The sequence below is a fragment of the Desulforamulus ruminis DSM 2154 genome, from assembly GCF_000215085.1.
Classification (GTDB): Bacteria; Bacillota; Desulfotomaculia; order Desulfotomaculales; family Desulfotomaculaceae; genus Desulfotomaculum; species Desulfotomaculum ruminis.
Map to the genome: position 1 here is coordinate 2,045,039 of NC_015589.1, position 20,772 is coordinate 2,065,810.

Sequence of the window (20,772 nt, forward strand, 5' to 3'; positions counted from 1 at the left end):
GGAATATAAGCTTAGGCAAACACTTGCTTTTAGGCTGAGGATTGATAAAAGCAGGTGCTTGCCTGAAGTTTGAGGACCACGTTTACTCGTTTCCCACATGAATATATCCTTCCGTATCCAATTTCACTACAATATTGTCCATATTTTTCTCTAATATCCTTGACATTTTTCCAACCTGCAGTGTAATCCCGTCAAAGGCCTTATTAATTTTAATTTTCTTTTCCTTGGGAACGATGACCGTGGTTTTAGCCCCTAACTCTGAACCTACCTCATTAATAAAAACATCATCCTGGGCCTGAATGGTTCCGCCACGGGCAACGCCGGTTATTTTCACATTGCCGTCTGCTTGAATAACGGTGTTAAAACAGCCCGGTCCTTTTACCAGAATGTCTCCGGAGCTTTTGATCATTGAATTAAGAGCAACATTGATGGTAACCACACTGCGGTTTTTTGTAAGTCCATCGCTATAATAAAGGAACGAAGTCAGGTCGCTGATAACATCCTGAAAATCTTTGGCTGTTTTAAACTGCAGTAAATTAATCCCCGTGAGACTGCTAACAACCCTCAACAAGGTAGCTTCATAACTCCCCAGGAGTTTCATATCCACTTCTTTAAATTTCTTTTGGATTTTTTCCAGTAGACCATTAAAGGAGGTAAAACGTTTTTCTATTAATAAGGCCAATACATTGCCAAAGAGAACCTTGGAATTGGGTGGAAGTTTTTCCAGCATCAATGTAGCGGAAGTATAAAGGGCATCCAAGGTTTTTAATAATTCATTGAGCAGAGGGTTTATGGTATTGCAAAGAACATTAAAACCACCACTTACAATTTCGGCATTCACAATATTCCCACCAACGGTTACATTGCCACCGGCGGTAATTTTGCATTTTGTTAAAATACCCGAAACCGCAATATTCCCGCTGGCACTAACGCTCATGCCGTTTTCAACGGAGCCTTGAATATTTATATCGCCTTTAAAACGAATATTCCCTGTTTTTACATTCACATCTCCGGGAATGTTTAAAACCGGTTCAACAGACAAATACCAGTTGCCGGAGGTCTTTTGAAGCTTAGGCAGGCCCTCAATGGCAGCCACTGCCCTTAAGCCGTCCTCAACAATATCTACCCCGGACCCCGAAAGGAGATGAATGGTTTTAGGCTCCCTGGATTCAGCCACCTCATTGGTCACGGTTTTTCCTGGAGCTCCTTTTTGACCCACAACTCTTTTAGCCAGTGTTTCTCCCGCAGAAACGGAAGGAATAGAGCGTTGTTCTTTAAAGTCTATGATACCGGATACATTTTCCTCAAAAGAGCTGTCTTTATTTTCTTTAAAGAAAACCTCAATATAATCATCGATTGAATCGCCCGGCGGGGTTCCTTTGGCAACAGGAATTAAACCCTCTTTGAGTGACTTCACCAAATCGGCAATAGCATCTGTATCAACACCATAAATTACATTGCTTTGATTTAGCAAATTAGTCAAAGACTGAACCGTTCCGGGAGGAATAATCTCTTTGATGGCTTCAGCTTTTAGCCGTAAGTTAGAGGAAGGTTGGCAGCTTTCCAGCCGATAGGTATTGATACACTCTAATTTAACTTCTAAAAAGGCAGACATTTTGTCAGGAGAAATAATGACTCTGGTAGAGCCGGGATCCGTATGAGACAGTGGAACGATTTCAATGACATCCTCCTGGGAGATTTCTGTTGTTTCGTTAATGGGATTCCCGTTAACCAGTACCTGAGCCTCCGGACAGCCCGTAATGGTGGCTTTGGGCTCATTTCCTTGAGGATTTTTGACATAAATCTGACCGTCCGACACCCAAGCTGCCCCTCTGGTTGAACCCTTCGACTCATCGATATTGGGGGGTGAGGCTAAATTCATGTTATTAACTTCGTTTTCGCTTTGGCCCACCAACAATACCCCCTATCTTTTAATATTAAAATATTCTTAACATTCTTTATAATAAGATTAAACCTGAAAATACGTTTCACTTCTAGTTTACGTTAGGTATACCAAGAATTAAATAGGAATAAAGTCTTGGAGTATAGGAATAAAGTCCTATTTCGACATTCTTTATCAATGATCGCCTGTTAATTATAATTCGGTTTTCTATGAAAAAAATTGACCCTTTGTATACTAAGAAAAAGTTTATATACAAAGAAAAAACCCCGGATATTTTCCAGGGTTTTTTCTCTATTGAACCGGACGCCGGATTTTTATTTCTGTTCATTCCATCGTCATACCTCAGCGACCACTTTACCCGTTTCGGACACGTCGTAATCTCCCAATCCATGCAGTTCCTTTTTAAATTCCTCTGATTGTAAGATCTCCATGGTTGCTTGAATATAGGGTTTGTAAAGATCTTCCTTCTTGATGACCAGTTCATAACGTTCCTTTTGCAGAGGAACAAAAGAGACCTCCCGGACCTGCATGGATACTTTTTCATTTCCCATGCCCACATCTGCCTCTCCCCGGGCCACGGTACTGGCGATGGCGAGATGGGATAGTTCTTCCATCTCATAACCTCTGATGGAATGTCTAGCAATGTCTAGTAGTCGGAGTTTTTCATCAAGAAGAACCCTGGTTCCACTGCCTTTTTCACGATTAATGAATGTAATATCCGGCCGGGTTAAGTCCTGCCAGGCAAGAATATTTTTGGGGTTGCCCTTGGCCACATAGAATCCCTGCATCCGGCAGGCCAGATGGATAATGATTGATTGAATGCCGGGCAGCATGTGACGAACATAAGGGATATTATAAACATTGGTATCCCCGTCCCACAAATGAATGGCCGCCAGGTCTGCCTTCTCCTGGTAAAGGGCCAGTAGACCGGGAAAACTCCCGACATTGTGCCTTAAAACCTGTATCCCGTTGGCATGACGTTCCAAATGACGGGTTAAAATATCCAGCAGCACATCCTGGCCGCAGATAACAATCCCTCTAGGGCCTAGCGAGGGCTTAATGGACTGCACCAGTCTGGTCAAACCGGCTATTTTTTCCTCTTCATGAAAATCTAATTTTTTACCCTGACGCTTATAATTCTCTACGTCTTTCAAATCAAGCCGTATTTTACGACCTACGCGGTATGCCGGCAGTTCTCCACGTTTTATTAACTCATAAACCGTATTTTTAGCAATCTTAAGCCTTGCCGCAACTTCTTCCGGTGTTAAAGATATTTCTTCCATATTTTTACCCCCAACTCTATTGACAAGTATTATAACATAATTTACTATTACTAACATAATACGTCTTATGACGTTTCGTTTAGTTGAGTTATGTTTTAATAATGATGTTAAAACACGTAATGTTTATTCTAGTGCTACAAATAAATAGCTAGTCGCAACGATGCCCTAGACCTAATTTTTGGATTCTAGGGCTTATTTTTTAATGAATAGGAGGTGTACATAAAGTATTAAGCTGAAGGGGTAGAGGATTAAAAAGCGAAGAGAAGGAGAGGTTAAATGATGAAAAGATTATTTTCTTTAGCCAAATTTATCCTATTAGGAACGGTATTCATCTTCTTACTGAGTGGCTGTGGAAATAACCCGGAGAGTAAAACGGCAGGGTCCGGGACCCCGGCAGATTCACAGGATAATAAAGTAAAACCGAGTCTCTTTGCCTATGTCGGGGCCGGGTTGAAAGAACCGGTATCGGAAATCGTTCAGTTGTATGAAGAGAAGACGGGAGTTAAAGTGGAACTCACTTTTAATAATTCCGGTGCGCTTCTTAACCAACTGGAAACCAGCAACAAGGGAGATATCTACATGCCCGGGGGCATGCCTTACGTTGAAACTGCAAAACAAAAGGGCTACATAGAAGAGATGGTTGGGCCCATTGCCATTCATACCCCGGTCATTGTCGCGCCAAAGGGAAATCCTGCCCAGATTACCAAAACACAAGACCTGACCAAAGCAGGGGTAAAATTGGTTATGCCCGAGAAGGAAGCCACCGCGCTGGGAAAGGCTGCTTTTCAAACCTTTGATAAATTAGGTATTTCCGAACAGATTGAAAAAAATGTTTTAACCTATGTTGAAACGGCCCCGAAAGTAGTGACCACCCTGACCATGGGGCAGGGAAATGCAGGAATTACCGAATATAGTAATTATGCCAAACAGCAGGACAAGCTTGACCTCATTGAAATTGACCCCGCGGTTAACGTCGTGGAGGAAATCCCCTGTGCTCTGCTTGTTTCCTCGGAGCAAAAGGAGCAGGCTAAAGATTTTCTGCAATTTATGCAGCAAGAGGGACCCGCTGTTTTTGCCAAACATGGTTTTAAAGTTAAAAACTAATGGATCTACCATTGAACTTTGTCAGAAAAATAGGAAACGATTATTTCCAGGCAATTTTCTGGTTTATTTTACTAAGCACAACCTTATTTATGCTGATGCTGATTGTTGGCCTGTTCCTTTTTGGGGAATGGGCTGCCTTTCTTGAAATATTAAAAAATCCCGAGTTTCATTTTGCCGTAACCTTTACCCTATGGACCTCGGTGTTAGCCACCCTACTTTCTGCCCTGACAGCAGTCCCCTGCGGCTATATCCTTTCCCGCTGCAATTTTCCGGGGAAAATAATCATGGACACCCTGCTGGACGTACCCATTGTACTGCCGCCTCTGGTCAGTGGAGTAGCTCTATTAATCTTTTTCGGTCCTTTGTTTGGCGAATCTTTGGCCAGATGGGGTTTAGACATCGTTTTTTCCACCCGGGGGGTTGTGGTGGCCCAGTGGTTTATCGCCGCTCCTTTCGCCATTAAAACCTTTAAACAAGCCTTTGATTCCATTGATATTCGTCTGGAAAAGGTTGCCCGTACCCTTGGCTATACACCCTGCAGAGTGTTTATAAAGGTAACCCTGCCCCTGGCCAAGCATGGCTTGCTGGGAGGAATCACCATGACCTGGGCCAGGGCCTTGGGGGAGTTCGGTGCCACAGCCATGCTGGCAGGGGTTACCCGATTAAAGACGGAAACCTTATCCGTAGCCATATTTTTAAACATGTCTATTGGGGACACTCAATTTGCGCTGGTTACAGCCATTATTATGTTAATGACCGCCCTTTTCCTATTGATCCTATTTAAATTTTTTACAGGAGCAGAAGTCCGCTTATGAAAGAACGGCTACTGGAAGTAAAAAACCTGGAGCTGAGGGTGGGCAAATTTTCCTTAAGCAATTTATCTTTTTCATTGAACGCCGGTGAGTATGTGATGATATTAGGGCCTACGGGTGCCGGAAAAACCATTTTATTAGAATGCATTGCCGGCCTGCAAACGCCGCACAGAGGCGAAATTTTTCTCCACGGCAGGAAAGTTACGGATTTTCCGCCGGAGCAAAGACATTTGGGCTTTGCCTATCAGGATAGCTTGCTTTATCCCTTTCTAACCGTAAGGGAGAATATTCTTTTTGGCGCCAGGGCCAGAGGTCTGGCAACCGAAGCCGGGGTAATAAAACGGATGAACGAACTGATAGAGATCATGGGCATTTCCCACCTTCTGGAACGTTACCCGGCAAATTTAAGTGGTGGTGAAAAACAAAGGGTTTCTTTGGCCAGGGCCATTCTAACCCAACCCTCTTTATTATTGCTGGATGAACCGCTTTCCGCACTGGATCCCGGCACTCGCCGGTCCATGCAAAACCTGCTGCGGGAAATTCATACTACAGAAAATCTGGGAATTCTTCACGTAACCCATGATTTTTCAGAGGCTTTACAGTTGGGTACACAAATGATGGTGCTGAATAACGGCTGCCTTGAACAGTCCGGTCTCCCGTTAGAAGTTTTCTTTAAACCGTCTTCACTGGAGGTAGCCAAGTTTTTGCAAGGGGAGAATCTAATACCCGGCTATTTAATTTTCGCCAATCATGCTGCTTGGTTTAAACCGGAGCTTGGCAAACCTTTAATTGGGCCTTTACCGAAAAATCTTGCTCCTGATTCGGCCTGCAATACGGAGAATCCGGTTGTATTGATGATCCGTTCCAGCAACCTTAGCTTGCATCAGCCCGGCGAAACACCGGGCGAATGCATTAGCTGGCCGGCGCAAATCCAGTATCTTTCCTTTAACAGAACCCATGTTGACGTACACTGCCGGGGATATGGATTATGGGAGACCAGCTTGTCCCTTTCGCAATGGCACAAACTGGCGCTGTCTGAAGGAGACCCGGTCTTATTGGCTGTTAAGCCGGAGCACTGCCATTTCATTGCGGTCTAGAATAAAGAATACCGGGGAGGTAGAAGCATGCAAAAAAAGGAAAAACCTTTTTTCCAACAACTTCAGGAGATTTTTGATCAAATAATTGAAAGCAATCATTTAAAAAAGGTTCAAGTTCAGGTCAAGGCATGGCCGTTGAAACCGGAAGAAGCCATTGGATGTCCCCAAAGAAAGGATTACGTACTGCTTAAAGGAAAGGAACGCTTAGTCCAGGCGGAGATAATGGGGCATAAGGGACAGGCCTTTACCAGTTCGCTGGGGGACTACGCCGGAACCCTGGAAGAAGTGATGAATCTGCCGCTGGACAACGATTTCCACAGGGCGGTCTATATAGCAACCTTTAACGCTGTAGCCAGTTACACCGGCAATACAGGCAAAACCCTGCACTGCCGCAATGAGGGACCGGGAAAATGCAGTATGAAAGTGGCGGACTTTTTTCGCCAAACCTTCGGCAATCCTAAAATCTTAATGCTTGGCTATCAACCAACCCTTGCGGAGCCGTTAGTTAAAGAATTTGAAGTAAAGGTTTTAGATCTGGACCCAGACCATATTGGGAAAACCATAAATCAAGTGCATATACTGGACGGGTCGGGGAATACCGAGCCCTACATTAAAAACGCCGACGTAATTTTTGCCACCGGCAGTATTATATGCAATCAAACCATAGAGCATTATTACAATAAGGGAATACCTTTAGTATTATACGGAACCACCGGGGCCGGGGCTGCAGCATTATTGAATCTACCCAGGTTTTGTCCTGAATCCACTGAAGGAGCAATATAAATTAATTACTTGCAACGTTGATAGGATTTTATGTAAAATTATAAAAGGACAAAAAAGTCTAAACTAATTTTATATTGTTTAATGTTGATTTTCCGGTGCATACGAATATTTTTGTATGTACTTTTTTGTTCTTATAAATAGAAGTCTGTAATTTCCATTTGCAAACATCTCCATTAATAATGCTTGTTCACAAAACTTTATGGGATTAACCAGTATCCTAAATAGTTAAATAAAAAATATCATGTTTTAACTTGGAGCTATATTCTTGTCTCTATTAGGTAGTTTAAACTTTTTTATCCATTTATAAGGACAAAATATGTGGGTAAAATACCATAATGGAAAAGAAGAGTTTCTAGAAATCAAGTATTCTTTTTTGTATTAGTTATAAATGAATATAATGGCAGGGGAGGGAGTAGGCAATTGATTCCGCTGTCTGTTTTTAACTGAGAAAGGACTGTATATCTACAGTCCTTTCATAAGGGGGTGTTCGTGTTGACGGACGGCAACAAAACGATAAGTCAAAACAAAGCCTGGACATTCGTCCTGCTGGGCGGGGCGCTTGAGATTGTCTGGGCCTCGGGTTTTAAATATGAGCAAATTCCCTGGCTCGCCGTAATTGGATCGCTCCTGTTCAGTTTCGACTTGATCATTCGCGCCACCAAGGTGCTGCCCGTCGGAACCGTTTACGCGGTGTTTGCCGGTATTGGTACGATCGGCACTACCGTCGTCGAAGCGGTGATTACGCCGGAGACGTTCCAGTGGATCAAGATACCCGTTATTCTCGTTCTTCTCTTTTGCATTATCGGATTGAAACTGACGGCAGAAGGCACGATAAAAGGGGGCGGAGTACAATGACAGCGGCTTGGATCACTCTTATTATGGCGGGATTGCTGGAAGTTGTAGGCGTTATCGGCATCAAGCGAGTCGCAGAAAAAAACAACGTCCTAAACAATGTAATCATGATCGCCGGCTTCATCATAAGCTTCCAATTGCTCGTACAGGCGATGGCGTACATCACTCTTTCGACCGCATACGCCGTCTGGACGGGCATCGGCACGGTCGGTGCTGCTGTTGTCGGCATGTTGTTTTTCGGTGAGTCTAAAAACGTCCTTCGCCTGGTTTGCATTTTTGGCGTTATCGCATGCGTTATTGCATTAAAATGGATCGGGTAACAAGTAAGTGACTCTTCCTTGCTAATCATATTGGTTCCGATAATATATATTATGTTAACTAAAATCAAAACAGACTTTTTTGGACATTTTTACACCCAGAATGGCCACCTATTATTGGCTAGGTTGTAGTGTATCTTGATTAAAGGATTTCCTTGCAGCGGAGCTTATCTCTATTGGTCTGTGTAAAAATTAGTTATTCTGCGGTTTTTTTGTAATTATAGAAGGTTTCTATACTTTTACGTCGAAAGCAAGTTTAATTTTCAATATCTGATCGCTGTGCCAGCTTGTTGGCTAGAGATAGGAGGTTCAATCACCTTGCAAATTATCTTGGCTCCTTTGGTGGCTCTTGTTGCAGTACTGGTATTAACGCCACACGTTCGCCGTCTGGCCTTTCGGGTCGGTGCCCTAGACAGCCCAGATCACCGCAAGGTACATCAAGGGGTAATGCCGCGCCTGGGCGGTCTAGCTATATACGCTAGTTTCATAATTGCAGTGCTAGTATGCGTGCCGCTTAGCAAGCAGTTATGGGGTCTTTTGGCTGGTGCCACATTAATCACCGCATTGGGCATATTGGACGACATTTACCGACTTTCCGCCAGAACAAAGCTAGTAGGGCAAGTGCTAGCGTCTATTGTGGTCATTTTTTTCGGGATAAAAATCACTTTTGTTAGTAACCCTTTTGTGCCAGGTGTGATAGTATCATTGGGCATTCTTGCTGCACCACTTACCGTGGTCTGGCTGGTGGTCGTCATTAATGCCGTCAATCTGATCGACGGCTTAGACGGCTTGGCAAGTGGAACATCTTTCATTGCAGCGCTGACTATGACCGCACTAATTGCCCTAGACACATACCATGTTATCGGATCAATAGATTTAGTGATGGTGAGCTTACCCCTTATAGTAGCGGCAGCCACGGCTGGTTTCCTGAAGTTCAATTTTCATCCTGCGAGTATTTTCTTGGGCGACGGTGGATCAATGTTACTTGGTTTTTTGCTTGCTAATATGGCGATAATGGGTCTTACCAAGAGCGCGACGGTCGTATCGGTTGTCATTCCTGTAGTGATTTTGGGGGTTCCGCTGATGGATACCGTATTTGCTGTTATAAGACGCTTCAACCGGAACATGCCCATTATGCAGCCCGACCGTGAACACCTACACCATCGATTGCTAGAGTTAGGTTTGAATCATCGTCAGGCTGTATTGGCTATCTATGGGGTGAATACTGTGCTCGGAGGGATTGCGATCTTACTAACGATGCTTGCACAGGGTCCTGCCTTGATACTGGTTGAAGGGGTACTCCTCGCTGCTATAGTTGTTGCCAACCAGTTAGGTATTATTGGTAAACGTCTACGAACTAACTATTTGATTTCATTGTTTGTTATACTATATGGTTTGAGTATTTTCATATTCTTTTTTCCTAAGTTTTGAATCATTCTTGATACATATCTCCTCATTGCCTCAGCTTAAAATAACCCCATTAACCCTAACACTAACAATCTTATTCCATTTATTGAGTTAATCCTATATTTAAAGGGCTTATACCTCTTTCTTAATAATAAGTACTTGCTTATTCGATATATTATGTTAACTAGATAGAATCTCCTAGGATCCCTTATTATTAGGGTTTCAAGGAGATTTTTCCTAATCATTTAGAATCAGATATTAATCAAATTTATGCTGCTAATATTTGTGTCGCTTGGACAAGGCTACCGGGCTTCTCCTTTGGCATCGCCAATAATGGTGACGCTTTCTTGTTTTACGTACCCTAACAGCCTTTCCTTCGGGCAGCCAACTCAAGGGTTCGCTTCACCAGGCCTGCCGGTATAATTTTCTATGTAACAAGAAACGGTCAAAGCGGCGGGCTATCCACGAAGTTGTACATAATACTTGAGGGACTAATAATGAATAAACCGGGTATTCCTCACAGGTTTTTTTGCGCATTTCATCCGGTCACCCGATTATCTGCGCCAGAAGGGACAAATACTCCCTCCAGCTTGATTAATATTTCAGGTTATGAGATGGGAAATTTTATGTTAAAAGTCGTTCCCTTCCCCAATTGACTCGTAACATCTATGCTGCCGCCTTGTAACTGAACCAGCTTTTTCACAATCACCAACCCCAGGCCGCTCCCTTTTTCCTGCAGGTAAGCGCCGCGCTGGTTCTTCACCTGGTAAAACCTGTCCCAAATGTGCGGCAGGTCTTCGGGGGCTATACCAATACCATCGTCCTCAATGGTCAGTACCACTTCACCCTGCCGGACCTCCACCCCAACCCTGACGGTACCATTCTCGGTGGCCCGGACAGCATTCTTCAGCAAGTTCCTAATAATCTGTTCCATTCGGTCAACATCACCAAGCACGACTGCGTTTTCTATTTTCTTCTCGAACAGAATCGAGGTATTCTTGCTGTTGGCCATTGCCTCCATGGATATGACCACACCTTGGGTCAGGGTGATCAAGTCCATCGGCAGTTTTTCCACGGTGACATTGCCGCTTTCCAGGCGGCTTAACGCCAATATGTCATCTACCAGCCTGGTGATATGAATCGTTTGAGTGTGAATCGTATCCAAGTACCTGTTCAGCAATGCTTCATCCCGCACCATACCGTCGCGGATAGCCTCAACAAATCCCTGAACAGCAGTCAGAGGAGTACGTAACTCATGGGATATCTCCGCAAACAACTGAGCTCTTTCTTCTTCCATCCTGTGGCTTTCGGCATGCATCTCCTGCAGTCTCATGGCCAATTGGCTGAGCTGGCCGGCAAGGGCTTTAACTTCCTCCAGAGGCCGCTCCCCGGCGCTCAAAACATAATTCCCCCGGTTAAGCTCCGCCACGGTGTTAGTCAAATGGGAAATCGGCCTGGATATTGATTGGGCCAGATAAGCGGAAATAAACACAAAAATCACCAGTATGGCCATTCCTCCGATAACCAGATACAAGCGCATTTTGTTTAAAGCATGATCGAGATTAACCGGATTCGTTTCCAGCAGGATGCCGTTTTTAATGACGTCTTTGTTGTCGTTGTTACCCATGGGGACAACGGCGGCAAAAATGAGCTGACCCGTTTCCTGATCAACCGCACGGGCAATCTCGGTCCCACCCTTGTTGAGCAATTTGACAAATTTTGCATCTACCTGGTTACCGGGCACCACTTCCTGCTGCGCTGAGGTATCCATAATATTTCCTTGCCGGTCAAAGACCGTAATCCTGGCATCAAAGATATCGGCCAAAAATTTCAACATTTCCTGTCTACCCTGAGACTGATCATTTGTTTGCCCGGCAGGTGGCGCCCCCCATGCCTGGTCCTTTTGCTGGAGCAAGGCAAAGTTTACCCGCTTGGCCTCGCGTAACATCTGTTGTTGGACCTGATCATAGGCTATTTGTTTTACTACATAACCGGAAAACATCGTCAGGGCAATCAGACCGAAAACAAAGATGATCATATTGGTAAACAGTATCCTGGTGTAAATATTTTTGTTGAATTGCTCCCGTATCAAGCGCTTGAGCACAAGGAAGATCCTGCCTGCACCACGGATTACTAAATGAAGCCTTTCTCTGCCCTGTTGGAGATAAGAATTCACAATGTGGTCTCTCCCTCCTTAACAGGAGGTGTAAACTGGTATCCCACACCCCAGACAGTTGTCAGGTATTCGTGGGTCAAGGGAGCCAGCTTTGTCCTCAGCCTGCGAATATGTACATCCACCGTACGCTGGTCACCGAAGTAATCATATCCCCAGACAGCCGTTAACAGTTCTTGCCTGGTGAAAACCCGCCGGGGACTCTGAGCCAGGTAATAGAGCAAATCAAATTCTCTAGGAGTAACTTCTGTTTCTTTACCGTCAACCAAAACACTCCTGATATCGGCCTGAATTTCCAGCCCCGGGTATTTCATTTTCCAGTTCGTTAAGGTATCAACCGGTTGGGTACGGCGCAATACCGCTTTTATTCTGGCTACCAGTTCCCTGGGGCTGAAAGGCTTGGCAACATAGTCATCAGCTCCCATTTCCAGTCCCAGAACACGGTCCGCTTCTTCTCCTTTGGCTGTAAGCATAATGATGGGAATCATGCGGATCTCCCTTAAATTGCGACATAGCGTAAGCCCGTCCTTATCCGGAAGCATGATATCCAATATTACCGCATCAGGATTCTCCTGGTGGAATGCGGGCAGGACCAGATCACCGTTGTTTATCCCGATGGTTTCAAAACCTTCCCTTTCAGCGTACAACTTGATAAGTTCCAGTACCGTTTGGTCGTCATCAACTACCAAAACCTTGCCCAAATACGGCATTATTTCCCCCCTCAGCGATCTTTCAATTTATTATTCGACGCCGGGTGAACAAGCTCACATTGCTCACCCGGCGTCTTCTTGATTTCCCGTACCTATGCCAAGCTGCCCGGCCCCACCGGAAGCTGAATAAGCTAAACAATAAACAACCCGCCAGAGAAACGGGTAACTGGTTTTTAACAAACCTTTACAATATATTACGAAAATATTATTAAGTATGAATGGGTACTTCGGGAAATTAACTCTTGTAACATTTATTAATACTCTCGAAAATATTTAAATGTCTCGCAAAAGTTGGCTGATATTACACTGGCATAATTATCTGCGAAGTAAACTTCCATAGACCCGTAGGATAATCCCGGAACTTGCAATAAGTTGATTATCAAGGAGATGAGTTCCTCTGAATAAGCGGATTTTAATTGCCAACGATTAACAGATACAAGCAGCGCTCAAAGATATATTAACAAAAAATAGTTGTGAAGTTATTGGTGGAGCTGCTAAACGGTTTATATTCAGGACTTGTAACAATTGTTCATAATTTCGTAAAGCATGTTCATTTTCCAGCAAACATTGGTTCATATTCTTTCAGTATAATTAACCTGCAAGGGGGTGCATAGGTTAGACATATTTCATTATACGAAAGTGAACAAGCCTTTCTCTTTAAATTTCATATTCGGCAAACTGCCCGAAAGGCAAGGGCGTAAAGCATGGAGACTTAATTCTATTAAAGAAAGGATAGGATAAATGTGCAGTTTGCTATAGCGCTTATTATTTTTGTTTTTATCTTAGGGGTTTATGAACAAATACACCATCATAAAAACTTAAACCAGATCAATCTTAGAATCAATATAAACGGTACAAGAGGTAAATCAACTGCAACAAGATTAATTACCGGTATTTTAAAGGAAGCAGGAGCTAAGGTTGTCGGAAAAACGACGGGAACCAGTGCGAGAATTATTTATTGGAACAAGGAAGAAGAAGAACCAATCAAACGAGGCCGTCTAGGTCCAAATATTATAGAACAAAAAGCTGTCGTTAAAAAAGCAGTCAAGCTTGGCGCATCTGCATTTGTAACAGAATGTATGGCCGTAAATCCCAATTACCAGATTATTTTTCAGGAAAAGCTTGTTAAAGCAAATATAGGCGTTATTGTTAATGTTCGTGAAGACCATATATTGGCGGTCAGAATAAGTTGCTGGCAGAATTGATCAGATTACATCTTACTGCCAAAGGATATAATGTAAAAACTTTAAATATTCAGGATCGCATTGCCGGGGTTATGGACAGCAATATCGTGAATAAGAATAAATTGTTTAATAACAGTTATCAGCTTGGCGGCGTTCAGATCGCTATTTCCAAAGGTTTAAGAGATAAACTTGCAACTGATTCCGGTACCTTAAACGATTATTCAGGCACCATCAATAACGCGCTAAGCGAAAGCTGGCCAACAATAGTTGAGCTCATGAAGAAGATTAATAATAATAAATCTGAAGGGTTTTTAAATCGGTTTAACCCTGAAAAGCGCAACTTCGATAAGAAAATCCAGAAAGTATTAGAAAAAGGCGCAAAGAATCCCAAGGAATTAATTCAAGATCTTAAAACAGTATCAGAAGAATAACCTGAAAAAATACTGTTTATCAAAATAAGGCTGACAAGCTACCTTGGTAGCTTGTCAGCCTTATTTCACTATGTCATTTTACATATTGTTGACTGCCTCACTTATTGCGAGAACATAGCTGTTCAAGCTATGCTTATTAGTGGACAAAAATTTTGTCCTTAAGCCCTCTGATATTTCTAGCTGTACTCCCCTTTCGTCTCTATTTCTATTCACTATGTTATCTGACGATATACCGGCCAGATCCTTCGGAGTATCTTTCACAGTAAAACCATGCTTAGTCAGAGATTCTTTTATCCTGTTGGCCAATTCAGTGTCCCGGCCTCCGATATAGGTGAATTCTTCTGAACCGCCACACCCGTGGATTGATAATGTCCTTTTAGATTTAGAAACCATTTCCAGTGCGTATGTTTCAGCGAATTTATCTGAAGGAACATGTAGTGAAAAATTATCTGTGCTTTTTAAACCCAGAAATGAATAATAGTTATAATTATTATGGGAAGCTAGGGCATAAGCTAATTCAGTAGTACCTTTTTCAATTTTACCTCCATGAATTGCCACAACTGTAATATTAGAATCTGTTTCATTAACTTCAATTTGAAATTCAATATCTTTCTGAGAATCCAATAAATCATCAAGCTCATTTTTTTGTTCTTTTATTTTTTCATTTGCAATATCTAATTGTTTTTTTAGTGTTTTATTCTCGTCTTCTAATTTTGCGCCTTCGTATTTTACATAACTTGAATAACCTATCAATAAAAAGAATAATAAAGCAAATATCTTAATTTTTGTAACATGTTTTCTTATGTTCATCCCTTTCCTCCTCTGGTAGTGTTTTTAAACTCTTTTTCTTTAATTTTGCAATCAGTAACAATTTATTATAATACAAATAAATTGCTTAATCCTGACTAAAAATCCCTGTCCAGTCAATATTCTAGACTGACAGGGATTCAGTTATTTTCGAGAAAATAAATATTAAAAGAGGAAGACGGGAAGCCAGTATCTGCTACTCATTGATTTTTTCATATCGTTTTGCTCCAACATATCGTGGACTCCAATAACTATCTGAGATAGTAAGATCACGAATTGCTACCCCTTCAGATTCTGTTACGATGATAAACTGCCCATTTCCAATGTATAATCCTGGTAGTAATACATTGCTGGAGCCTTCGAAGAATAGAACATCTCCAATATCTAAATCTTCTCTTTCTATTTCATTTCCTAAAGCCCATTGTTGAGATGAATATCTTGGTAGATCAATATCTAAACCTGCCTTCATCACGTATTGTATAAACCCGGAGTGATTAAAGCCTGCTTTGGTATTTCCTCCTGCTAAGTAACGGATACCCAGGGTTTTATATGCTTCTTCAACAACTTTAGAATCCAGCCTTAAACTAAGCGAGTCAAAGCGCTTTACTACTGCAAGGCGATCTAGTAAATTTTGTCCTAAATAGCTGATTGTAGTCATACCTTCGTCGCCAGAGGCATGAATTATATAATTATTTCCTAGATAAATTGCAGCATGTGATATCCCTTCCTGCCATTTTCCTTTAAAATAAATCACGTCTCCAGGACGCTTGTTTTCAAAATCGATAGTTTCGCCTACTTCACATTGTTTATAAGTTATGCGAGGCAAATAAATATTTTTAGCGTCTCTAAAGACGGTCTGAACTAAATAAGAACAGTCAAAACCATCCATTGTTTCGCCACCTAACAAATAAGGAGTTCCTATATATTTCATTGCTTCTTGAATAACTAAATTCTCATGTTCCTTATAATTTTCAGGCTGAGAATAATATATATCAGCCTCCGTTAGTCGTTTTGCACCTGCATATATATCTGACCAATACTCACTCTCAATATCTCTTTCCGCAACTCCTTCTGTAGTCTGAACGATAAACATACCATTTCCTTTATAAATACCGGGTATAAGACTGCTTCCCTGAAAAAATACTAAGTCTCCTGCTTGAAGCTCTTCTTTAGAAATGGATTCGCCCATTTCATAGATCCTGTCGGAGAAGACAGATAGTTGTATGTTGAGGGTATCTTTAAAAACATGACGTACAAAATTAGTCGTATTAAAGCCTTCGGTTGGTGAGTTCCCTTCTGGGTTATAGGGTGTCCCAAGCAAATCCATAGCCTTTTCTACAATTGGATTGCTTACGACGCCTTCCTCAATAATATTGTTACTAAATCGTCTTGCTCCCAGCAACTTGGATTTCCAATAATCACTTGTTTCAATATCTACTGCAGCAACTCCATTGGTTGTAACAATAACAAAAATATCATTGCCTATATAAATTCCCGGTAGTCGCACACTGCTACCTTGAAAGAATAGTACATCACCGGATTTAATATCAGCCGTATCTACTTCCATACCTACTCGCCATTGTTCGTTCGATGTTCTGGGAAAATCCAGTTTGTTTACTTCATTAAAAACGTATTGTACAAAGCCTGAATGATCAAAGCCATTTGAATCATTGCCTCCAAGTTCATAAGGAGATCCTGCTAATTCAAGGGCTTTTACGGCTACAGGATTTAATTCATTCGCTATATTTGTGTAGCGTCTTGCACCTTTATACCGATCCCGCCAATAGGAATCTTCTACTATATTCCGTTTTACTACCCCTTCATCAGTCGCTACAACGATAATGATATTATCGCCTTTATATATTGCCGGTATTAGGTTGTCGCTTCCAGCAAAGAAAAGAACATCTCCAGGTTGGATTTCATTACGTTCTATAGATTCACCCAGTTTCCATAACTGTGAAGGCGATCCGGGGAGGACTACCTGCTCTCCCTCTTTAAATACATACTGAATAAACCCAATGCTATTAAATCCTTCCTCCGGTGTATTTCCCCCTTGTTTAAAAGGTTTGCCTATTAAACTTTCTGCAAGCAAAACCGCTTGAATTTCTGTCTCATCATTATAACCGTAGGATGGGCTTGTAACAGTTAACAGGATCAATAGGATTAACCATATGATATTTAGTTTTTTAAATTGGTTCATTTTACAATCCACCTGCTTTATCTCGCTTGTGGTCTTTAAGACTCTCGCATCAAACTTTACTGAGCTGCAAAATCTTGTTGATTTTGCATTTTATTGGTGTTTTTTCATATTTAAAGCATTCGCGATTTCATTATTGAATTCCTCCTGTAAAATTTCCTGTATAAGCAATTTTAAACGCGAGAAAATGCATTAGACTTGAAGATGCCACCGGCGGCTATCAATCACACTGGGCTCTGAGTGACTGCCAGTTGGTTCTCCAATTAATTAAAGAGATTGCAGGAAGAAAAAAACCGGACATTACAAGCTAGTGTCCGGTCTTCCCATTAAATGGTATTTACTTTGCGGGTGGTGACAGCTTCGCTGGTACTACCCCTACCGGGAAAGCACTTCCTGGTAATGGGTAATTTAAGAAGGTGTCTATCTGTTTATTCCGGCACCTGCTCCAAGGCCCATACCACACCCCTGGCCAAAGCACCCACCAGACTTTCTACCAATCCCAGCGCTGCCAGTTCCATCGCAGGTTGCCTGGTTATTTTTGATGTTATTGTAAATTTCGTCTGCCTGCTCCTGAGTGAGACTACCGTCCTTTACACGTTGGTCGAGAATTATTTTTTTCTGCTCCAACATTTGAGCTTTGAATTCTTCCAGCTTTCCTGCTTCATTAGCAATTGTGCCATAGGTCTTTCCAGTAGAACTTTCCTGATATACCTCCGTCACTGTTTTTCCTGTCAAACCGGATACAATTTGTGCAGGGCTCAACGCCGTCGCTGCAAAAGCAGCACCTGCCACTCCAAGCATACCTACTACAGTTGCTGTTGCTAACAATTTCTTCAAGGTTTTCATACACACTCCTTTCATCAGATTTGTTTTGTTATATTCTTATCATAAAGAGTAATTAAGATAAAAGTATGATAGAAGAATAAAAGAAGGGTGAAAGTGAATGACCTTATGATTCTTTCTTATAAGTAGTAGAAAGTTCGTTCTGAATTTTTTCTCGAGCCAACCTGCGGATTCTATTAATTGAATTTTTAAACCCATACTACATTTTCCCCTTCAGCCTTTTTATACTCTTTTTATAAATATATTATAAGAATAATATTAGTTTAGTGCCACGCTTTTGTTTAAAAAGAGTATGGGAAAGCTTTAAGTGCCAACGCTGAGAGCAACTGTTGAAAGACCATTTTGCTCTCTAGCTTTGTGGCTGCATTTATAACAATATCAATTATGTATCGTGAAATCTTCTGGCAATAACACTAGTGGAACCCTTATGAGAGGAGCCTTTAAAGCTGATGGCCTGGCTCTGCGGCCAATTCCTGACAACCCCTAATAAAGTCTTCTTTTTGCATAAATCTACTCCTAAAATATTTGAATTCTTATATATATGTATTATGAAGAACATCCAAAAGAACATAACTTATGAAATCCTTATACTTGGGCTGGGGTAACCCACTTTTAGGTGATGACGGAATTGGTGTATTAATTGCAGAGGAATTAGGAAAATTGGAGTGGCCTCACGAGGTACGGATAATTGAGGTGGGAACTTCAATCTTTAATTTCCTTCAGGAGGTTAGTCCAGTCAGACAGGTTATAGTCATTGATGCCTTTCGGGCAGAGAGTCCTCCGGGGTGTGTTTACCGACTGGATACGGAAGATGTTATGGATTACCTTGAACAAAACGCTCACGACATGTCGCTGCCAACCATTATTAAATGGGCCAGAGGTATTACCGGGTTACCAGAAGGTTTAATCATTTACGGAGTAGAACCCCAACAGTTAGATTTTGGTAAAGGGTTATCAGTGGGGTTAAAAGCCATAGTGTCAAAAATTATTACTGAAATTAAAACTGAGGTTTAAAATCTTATAAAAACTTAGGTTAATTTCCACTGCTGCTAATCACTGAAAAAATTCATAATGAAAGGAACGAGCAAAAATGGGTGGAGAGTTAATTGAATTTACAGGTTGGCTTGGATTCATATTATTAAGTCTTAGTTTGGCAAAGTTGTCTAATAAGCAAAAAATAGACAATCAAATTATGTTGTATATCAAGAAAAACCATAAATACTTTGGCTGGTCAGCATTAACAGCATTATTCATACATGGTACCATAGTCACTACAAACCTAGTACTCCCGGCTATGGGACAGGGTAAACGTTTTGCAATTTTAGAAGAAACTGGTTGGGGTTATTTACTTTGGTTGATGTTATTTGCGATTTGTGTTGCATCAGCTATGCTGCCCTATAAAGTATTTCGACAGAGACATCTGCAAATGGTACTTGTCTTAGGTGTATTGTTAATAATTCATATTGAGTAAGGCTAACAACTTAAAAGCCAGCTCTAGCGCCCAAAGATTAATATCGGAAATTACTGGGTACTCACAACCCTATTGTTCTTTAAAAAAACAATTGAAATCAACATTATCAATAAGGTCGCCGACATTACAGTCCAATGCACCTCAATCCTGTTAAGGATGATTCCGTATACCAATGCACCGAACGGCATGCCTCCCTTGCTAATCATGCCCACGATTGAAAACATCCGGGACATATATTCGTTGGGCGTTGCTTTTTGGATATAGGTTTGCACCGGAACATGGATGAACATAATAGCGGTACTTAGCAGACAAAGAACTCCTCCCAGCAAGGCAAAGTATAAAAGCGTGTCCTTCCCTATGACCGATAAGCTGTGCGGGAATGTCAAACCCGAAAACATTAGCATGGTAACCATAAGCATACTGCAGCCAATTATGAGGGGTTTGTTCACTTCATCCTTTTTGCCGAACAGCACGCCTACCAGAATGCTTCCCACCAGTGCTCCCAATATGATTACCATTTGCAGATAGCCATACTGTGTATCTGTGAATTCCAACCGGATTCTGAAAAACAAAGGCAATACTACTGTAAACATAGGTTGGATTAAGGCGTATATTACCAGAAAAAAAACACATAACTTGCGGATTACTTTATTGGCCAGAATAAATCGGATCCCCTCGGATAAATCCGTTATGAATCCTGGCATGCCGACCGCTGACTCTCGTTTGATATGCTTATATCTGATCAGCATCGAGCAGCTTCCCGATAACAAAAATGAGATCCCGTTAATAAAGAACAGCACTGCAATACCCAGACTTGCATACAGCGCAGCCCCAATGACAGGGCTCAGCAGACCGGATAATGTCCGCAGCGACGCAACAGTGGAGTTGGCCCGGGTCAGTTCGTCCTCAGCCACCAATTGGGGCAGCATGCCTTTGGTGGCCGGATCAAACAAACCGTTCAGAAGAGATACCATTACCTGCACAGACAGGAGCAATGTCAGGCTCATTTTGTTGGAATGTGCACTTAAAGCCAAACCCAAAATTACCACGGCGCTGGCTAAGTCGGTGGCCACCATGATCGTCTTTCGGTTCAACCGGTCTCCGATCACTCCGGCAAAGGGGTAGGCAATAAGAACCGGCACCAAAGACAGGAAGGAGAACACCCCCACGGTAGCCGCCGAGCCGCCCGCATCGATGATATACAGGGGCATAATCACCATTTGGATACCCGTTCCCATATCGGATATCACCCTACCGAGCAATAACAATATGAGATTTGTATTTACCGTTTGCTTATCTTTTTTCCACAAGGGCAGCACCTTCTTTTCTGTCTGAAAAAGCGACCCGGTCAGGGGTCGCTTTTATCGCTTCAAACTCATTTATCCCTTCTGCAGCAGG

Annotated in this window: 19 protein-coding genes; 11 read left to right on the forward strand and 8 right to left on the reverse strand. The window is 42.1% G+C overall.

All coding sequences use genetic code 11. The features are described from left to right. Positions 1-82 precede the first annotated feature (82 nt). Positions 83-1,912: a DUF342 domain-containing protein gene (locus DESRU_RS10305; RefSeq protein ID WP_238446271.1), complete on the reverse strand. Its 1,830-nt coding sequence runs from the start codon at positions 1,910-1,912 to the stop codon at positions 83-85. A 326-nt stretch (positions 1,913-2,238) separates the two neighbouring features. Continuing rightward, positions 2,239-3,186 (reverse strand): helix-turn-helix transcriptional regulator, encoded by a 948-nt coding sequence (locus DESRU_RS10310; protein ID WP_013842051.1) that lies wholly within the window; start codon positions 3,184-3,186, stop codon positions 2,239-2,241. A gap of 276 nt (positions 3,187-3,462) precedes the next feature. Between DESRU_RS10310 and modA the strand changes: the two genes are divergently transcribed. From modA to DESRU_RS10345, 7 genes are all read left to right on the forward strand, one after another. Beyond that, positions 3,463-4,290, forward strand: coding sequence for a molybdate ABC transporter substrate-binding protein (gene modA / locus DESRU_RS10315; RefSeq protein WP_013842052.1), 828 nt, complete (start codon positions 3,463-3,465; stop codon positions 4,288-4,290). Positions 4,291-4,379: 89 nt separating this feature from the next. After that, positions 4,380-5,105 carry an ABC transporter permease gene (locus tag DESRU_RS10320; protein WP_238446272.1) on the forward strand — a complete coding sequence of 242 codons (726 nt, stop codon included), beginning with the start codon at positions 4,380-4,382 and terminating at the stop codon, positions 5,103-5,105. Further along, entirely contained in the window at positions 5,102-6,199 is a 1,098-nt protein-coding gene (locus tag DESRU_RS10325) for an ABC transporter ATP-binding protein (protein WP_013842054.1), read from the forward strand. The genes DESRU_RS10320 and DESRU_RS10325 overlap by 4 nt, the downstream gene beginning before the upstream one ends. Before the next feature lie 27 nt (positions 6,200-6,226). Continuing rightward, positions 6,227-6,982: a Rossmann-like domain-containing protein gene (locus DESRU_RS10330; RefSeq protein WP_013842055.1), complete on the forward strand. Its 756-nt coding sequence runs from the start codon at positions 6,227-6,229 to the stop codon at positions 6,980-6,982. A gap of 489 nt (positions 6,983-7,471) precedes the next feature. After that, positions 7,472-7,837, forward strand: coding sequence for a DMT family transporter (locus DESRU_RS10335; RefSeq protein ID WP_143758771.1), 366 nt, complete (start codon positions 7,472-7,474; stop codon positions 7,835-7,837). Next, a complete protein-coding gene (locus DESRU_RS10340; RefSeq protein WP_013842057.1) occupies positions 7,834-8,154 on the forward strand; it encodes a DMT family transporter in 321 nt (106 codons plus the stop codon). Before DESRU_RS10335 ends, DESRU_RS10340 begins: the two co-directional genes overlap by 4 nt. Positions 8,155-8,469: 315 nt before the next feature. Beyond that, a complete protein-coding gene (locus tag DESRU_RS10345) occupies positions 8,470-9,582 on the forward strand; it encodes an MraY family glycosyltransferase (protein WP_013842058.1) in 1,113 nt (370 codons plus the stop codon). A gap of 583 nt (positions 9,583-10,165) precedes the next feature. On the opposite strand, the gene DESRU_RS10350 is transcribed toward DESRU_RS10345, so the two are convergent. Together DESRU_RS10350 and DESRU_RS10355 are read right to left on the reverse strand one after the other, a co-directional pair. Beyond that, complete coding sequence (locus DESRU_RS10350) at positions 10,166-11,734, reverse strand: sensor histidine kinase (RefSeq protein ID WP_013842059.1); 1,569 nt, start codon at positions 11,732-11,734, stop codon at positions 10,166-10,168. Continuing rightward, on the reverse strand, positions 11,731-12,441 hold the full coding sequence (locus tag DESRU_RS10355) for a response regulator transcription factor (protein WP_013842060.1): 711 nt from the start codon (positions 12,439-12,441) through the stop codon (positions 11,731-11,733). Before DESRU_RS10355 ends, DESRU_RS10350 begins: the two co-directional genes overlap by 4 nt. A gap of 743 nt (positions 12,442-13,184) precedes the next feature. On the opposite strand from DESRU_RS10355, the gene DESRU_RS10360 reads away from it, so the two are divergent. Together DESRU_RS10360 and DESRU_RS10365 are read left to right on the forward strand one after the other, a co-directional pair. Next, entirely contained in the window at positions 13,185-13,646 is a 462-nt protein-coding gene (locus DESRU_RS10360; RefSeq protein WP_013842061.1) for a Mur ligase family protein, read from the forward strand. Further along, entirely contained in the window at positions 13,631-14,056 is a 426-nt protein-coding gene (locus DESRU_RS10365) for a poly-gamma-glutamate hydrolase family protein (protein WP_238446273.1), read from the forward strand. The genes DESRU_RS10360 and DESRU_RS10365 overlap by 16 nt, the downstream gene beginning before the upstream one ends. A gap of 78 nt (positions 14,057-14,134) precedes the next feature. Here the strand turns inward: DESRU_RS10365 and DESRU_RS10370 are convergent, their stop codons facing one another. From DESRU_RS10370 to DESRU_RS10380, 3 genes are all read right to left on the reverse strand, one after another. Further along, the gene (locus DESRU_RS10370) at positions 14,135-14,866 is read right to left on the reverse strand and encodes a poly-gamma-glutamate hydrolase family protein (protein WP_013842062.1); all 732 of its coding nucleotides are present in this window, start codon (positions 14,864-14,866) and stop codon (positions 14,135-14,137) included. A 193-nt stretch (positions 14,867-15,059) separates the two neighbouring features. Further along, positions 15,060-17,063 carry a C40 family peptidase gene (locus DESRU_RS10375; protein ID WP_013842063.1) on the reverse strand — a complete coding sequence of 668 codons (2,004 nt, stop codon included), beginning with the start codon at positions 17,061-17,063 and terminating at the stop codon, positions 15,060-15,062. Positions 17,064-17,480: 417 nt separating this feature from the next. Continuing rightward, the gene (locus DESRU_RS10380) at positions 17,481-17,906 is read right to left on the reverse strand and encodes a DUF2680 domain-containing protein (protein WP_013842064.1); all 426 of its coding nucleotides are present in this window, start codon (positions 17,904-17,906) and stop codon (positions 17,481-17,483) included. Between the two features lie 573 nt (positions 17,907-18,479). Here DESRU_RS10380 and DESRU_RS10385 point away from each other — a divergent pair. Further along, on the forward strand, positions 18,480-18,917 hold the full coding sequence (locus tag DESRU_RS10385) for a hydrogenase maturation protease (protein WP_013842066.1): 438 nt from the start codon (positions 18,480-18,482) through the stop codon (positions 18,915-18,917). Positions 18,918-18,993: 76 nt separating this feature from the next. Continuing rightward, a complete protein-coding gene (locus tag DESRU_RS10390; RefSeq protein WP_013842067.1) occupies positions 18,994-19,374 on the forward strand; it encodes a hypothetical protein in 381 nt (126 codons plus the stop codon). 50 nt (positions 19,375-19,424) lie between these two features. On the opposite strand, the gene DESRU_RS10395 is transcribed toward DESRU_RS10390, so the two are convergent. After that, positions 19,425-20,693: an MFS transporter gene (locus tag DESRU_RS10395; RefSeq protein WP_273483951.1), complete on the reverse strand. Its 1,269-nt coding sequence runs from the start codon at positions 20,691-20,693 to the stop codon at positions 19,425-19,427. Positions 20,694-20,772 lie beyond the last annotated feature (79 nt).

Bases quoted from the DNA above. Each gene is read 5' to 3' on its own strand.
- DESRU_RS10340 (WP_013842057.1), top strand. From the start codon at position 7,834: ATGACAGCGGCTTGGATCACTCTTATTATGGCGGGATTGCTGGAAGTT.
- DESRU_RS10330 (WP_013842055.1), top strand. From the start codon at position 6,227: ATGCAAAAAAAGGAAAAACCTTTTTTCCAACAACTTCAGGAGATTTTT.
- DESRU_RS10390 (WP_013842067.1), top strand. From the start codon at position 18,994: ATGGGTGGAGAGTTAATTGAATTTACAGGTTGGCTTGGATTCATATTA.
- DESRU_RS10385 (WP_013842066.1), top strand. From the start codon at position 18,480: ATGAAATCCTTATACTTGGGCTGGGGTAACCCACTTTTAGGTGATGAC.
- DESRU_RS10325 (WP_013842054.1), top strand. From the start codon at position 5,102: ATGAAAGAACGGCTACTGGAAGTAAAAAACCTGGAGCTGAGGGTGGGC.
- modA (WP_013842052.1), top strand. From the start codon at position 3,463: ATGATGAAAAGATTATTTTCTTTAGCCAAATTTATCCTATTAGGAACG.
- DESRU_RS10320 (WP_238446272.1), top strand. From the start codon at position 4,380: ATGCTGATGCTGATTGTTGGCCTGTTCCTTTTTGGGGAATGGGCTGCC.
- DESRU_RS10370 (WP_013842062.1), bottom strand. From the start codon at position 14,866: ATGAACATAAGAAAACATGTTACAAAAATTAAGATATTTGCTTTATTA.
- DESRU_RS10375 (WP_013842063.1), bottom strand. From the start codon at position 17,063: ATGAACCAATTTAAAAAACTAAATATCATATGGTTAATCCTATTGATC.
- DESRU_RS10310 (WP_013842051.1), bottom strand. From the start codon at position 3,186: ATGGAAGAAATATCTTTAACACCGGAAGAAGTTGCGGCAAGGCTTAAG.
- DESRU_RS10355 (WP_013842060.1), bottom strand. From the start codon at position 12,441: ATGCCGTATTTGGGCAAGGTTTTGGTAGTTGATGACGACCAAACGGTA.
- DESRU_RS10380 (WP_013842064.1), bottom strand. From the start codon at position 17,906: ATGAAAACCTTGAAGAAATTGTTAGCAACAGCAACTGTAGTAGGTATG.